Genomic DNA, 2,334 nt, shown 5'->3' with positions numbered 1-2,334 from the left:
CCAATCTGTATGCTGACCTTCGAGAGTCCCTCGTTCCCCTCGAGCTTGGCAACCTTCGCCACGTAGCCGAAGTCGCTCGTGAGCATGTAGGCCCTTTCGACGAGCTCTGGCTTCACCTTGAAAGCTTCTGCTATGGCATCGCGCAGGATTCCCTCGGCAACTCCAGTTCTCATCGTCCCGAGGACGGTTCTGGCTATGTACTTGCCCTCCTCAGGTTGAGCATCCATGAAGAGGTTTGCTAAGTACTTCATCTTCCTGTCCTGGCTTCCCTCTCCGCTCGCCTCGGCGACCTTGACGAAGGTGCTGTAGACGCGCTTTATCGTGAGGGGCTGGCTGAAGAAGCTCTTCTGCTTTCTCTTCTTAAGCGCCAGTGCCACACTCTCACCCAAATCGCCCGTGTCCTTAATCGAGTTCTCGATTTCCTTCTCTGGGACGCCCGTTGCCATCGAAACAGCCCTTATGAGCAACTTTTCCCCGACGCCGAGCTCGCGCTCGTCCCAGTCTGGGAATACCTTGCCGAGAATCAGGTAAGGAACTATCTCGAGCAAATCGTCAGGCGTTTTCTTGAGGAAGTCCGCGACGAACTTGGTCTTGAGCGTTTTGAGCGTGGTCTTCTCAAGCCTCCTATAGAGTTCGGCCAGCTCGGAGTACCTCATGTTACCCACTCTCACCACCGAAACCAATACGGCAAGGGAGATAAAAGGGTTGTTGGGCCAAGCGTTAAATAGGGGACTAACGTAATGCCAACCATGAACGTCGAGGAAGTAGAGCGCGAGCTCTATGTGGCCGAGGAGGAGTTATCGTCAGCCCAGATTTTATTTGAACACGGGAAATATCGAGACGCGATAAGCAGGGCATACTACTCAATGTTTCATTCAGCGAGGGCGTTGCTGTTGCTTAAAGGGGCTAATCCTAAGAAGCATTCGGGCACCTTGGCGATGTTCGGAAAGATGTACGTAAAGGAGGGACTGCTGGACGAGTACTATGGAAAGGCGTTCACTAAGGCGTTTCAGCTCAGAAGTCAGGCGGATTACAACGTTATGTACTCACCTTCCCGCGAGGAGGCGGAAGAGGTCCTTGAGATGGCCCTCGAATTCCTTGAAAAGGCCGAGGAGATGGTCAAGAAATGGAAGCGTACGAACGGGCTTTAAACGAATTCCTTGCGAGATTAAAGCGGAAGTTTGGGGATAGAATAGCATCTGTTTACCTCTTCGGCTCCTACGCCAGGGGCGACTACGGAGAGGAGAGTGACATTGACCTTCTCATCGTGGGAGACATAGCCCTTGACGACCTCATTGATGACATCTTCGAAGTTCTCATGAAACACGGAGTTGTCCTCAACGTTATAGTTGAAAGACCAGAAGAGTTTGAGAGGTGGAGGGACACCTCCTTCCACCGAACCGTTCTCGGTGAGGGCGTGAAAATATATTAACCAACCCACCTCCCGACCTTCGGCTTCCCCTCGTGGATTTCTGCAACGTCGTACGGAACAGCAAGGTCGGCAAGGAGCGCCTTCGCGTTTTCAAGCTCCTTCTCCCGAACGAGTGCGAACAGGCCCTTCCCGAGCATTATCATCGAGCTCGGACTCTTCAGAACCCTGTCGAGTTCCTTCGCCAGCTCAAGGAGCTCGCCGGTGAGCAGGCCCGTCCTCTCGGCGAAGGCCCTTGCGAGGACCATTAGCCTCTCGGGCGTTGGCTCCTTCAGGAGTTCCTCCAGAGCCTTCCTTCCCTCGGCTTCTATCGCCTTCACGACGTCGCCGTCAAGAACCTCTTTCGTCGAGAGCTTTCCGAGGGGGACGACCAGAACACGGTAGTCCTCGAAGAAGAGGTTGTCAACGACGCCCACTCCGGGCCCGCCGGCTTTGATTCTAACCTCCATTCCCCCAGCGAGCTGGGCTATGACATCGCCGAGGCCTCCTCTGTGGGTTACCTCTGCCTCGTGGGCTATCTGAGATGCCCTGAGCCACGTTCCCCCGAAGGCGTAGCTCAGTGCCAAAGCCGTGCCGAGAGCGCCCCCAGCGCTGTTGCCGAAGCCGTGGCCGTTGGGAAAGTCGAAGTACTGCCATATCTCTACCTCGCCGAGGAAATCGGAAGGAATGAGCCTCTCGGCGACGGAGTAGCTGATTACCGCATCTTTCCTCTTCACTGGCTCTCCGTTGAAGGCCACATGGACGTGCCTTTCCAGCGTTCCGGTCTCCACGCTTACGAAGACGTTTGTTCCCTTGTCGAGGTTGATTCCAGCGCCGAGCGAACCTGCCTTGAGCGGGTCATCGTGGAAGACCGGCACGAAGAAGGCCGTTATGTGGGCTGGAACGAACGCCCTGATGAGCATCAC

General features: G+C 55.3%; 3 protein-coding genes and 1 pseudogene. 2 read left to right on the top strand and 2 right to left on the bottom strand.

Annotated features, from left to right (window positions below):
• A pseudogene (locus tag MVO87_RS11245) lies at positions 1-656 on the bottom strand (ATP-dependent DNA ligase); the annotation flags it as partial.
• Between the two features lie 93 nt (positions 657-749).
• Here MVO87_RS11245 and MVO87_RS11240 point away from each other — a divergent pair.
• Both MVO87_RS11240 and MVO87_RS11235 read left to right on the top strand, forming a co-directional pair.
• On the top strand, positions 750-1,151 hold the full coding sequence (locus MVO87_RS11240) for a HEPN domain-containing protein (protein WP_297514212.1): 402 nt from the start codon (positions 750-752) through the stop codon (positions 1,149-1,151).
• On the top strand, positions 1,127-1,432 hold the full coding sequence (locus MVO87_RS11235; RefSeq protein WP_297514209.1) for a nucleotidyltransferase domain-containing protein: 306 nt from the start codon (positions 1,127-1,129) through the stop codon (positions 1,430-1,432). Before MVO87_RS11240 ends, MVO87_RS11235 begins: the two co-directional genes overlap by 25 nt.
• On the opposite strand, the gene MVO87_RS11230 is transcribed toward MVO87_RS11235, so the two are convergent.
• Positions 1,429-2,331 carry a pantoate kinase gene (locus MVO87_RS11230; protein WP_297514206.1) on the bottom strand — a complete coding sequence of 301 codons (903 nt, stop codon included), beginning with the start codon at positions 2,329-2,331 and terminating at the stop codon, positions 1,429-1,431. The genes MVO87_RS11235 and MVO87_RS11230 overlap by 4 nt on opposite strands.
• Positions 2,332-2,334 lie beyond the last annotated feature (3 nt).

Source organism: Thermococcus sp. (genome assembly GCF_027063845.1).
Classification (GTDB): domain Archaea; phylum Methanobacteriota_B; class Thermococci; order Thermococcales; family Thermococcaceae; genus Thermococcus.
This window is presented reverse-complemented; position numbering and strand designations above follow the sequence as displayed.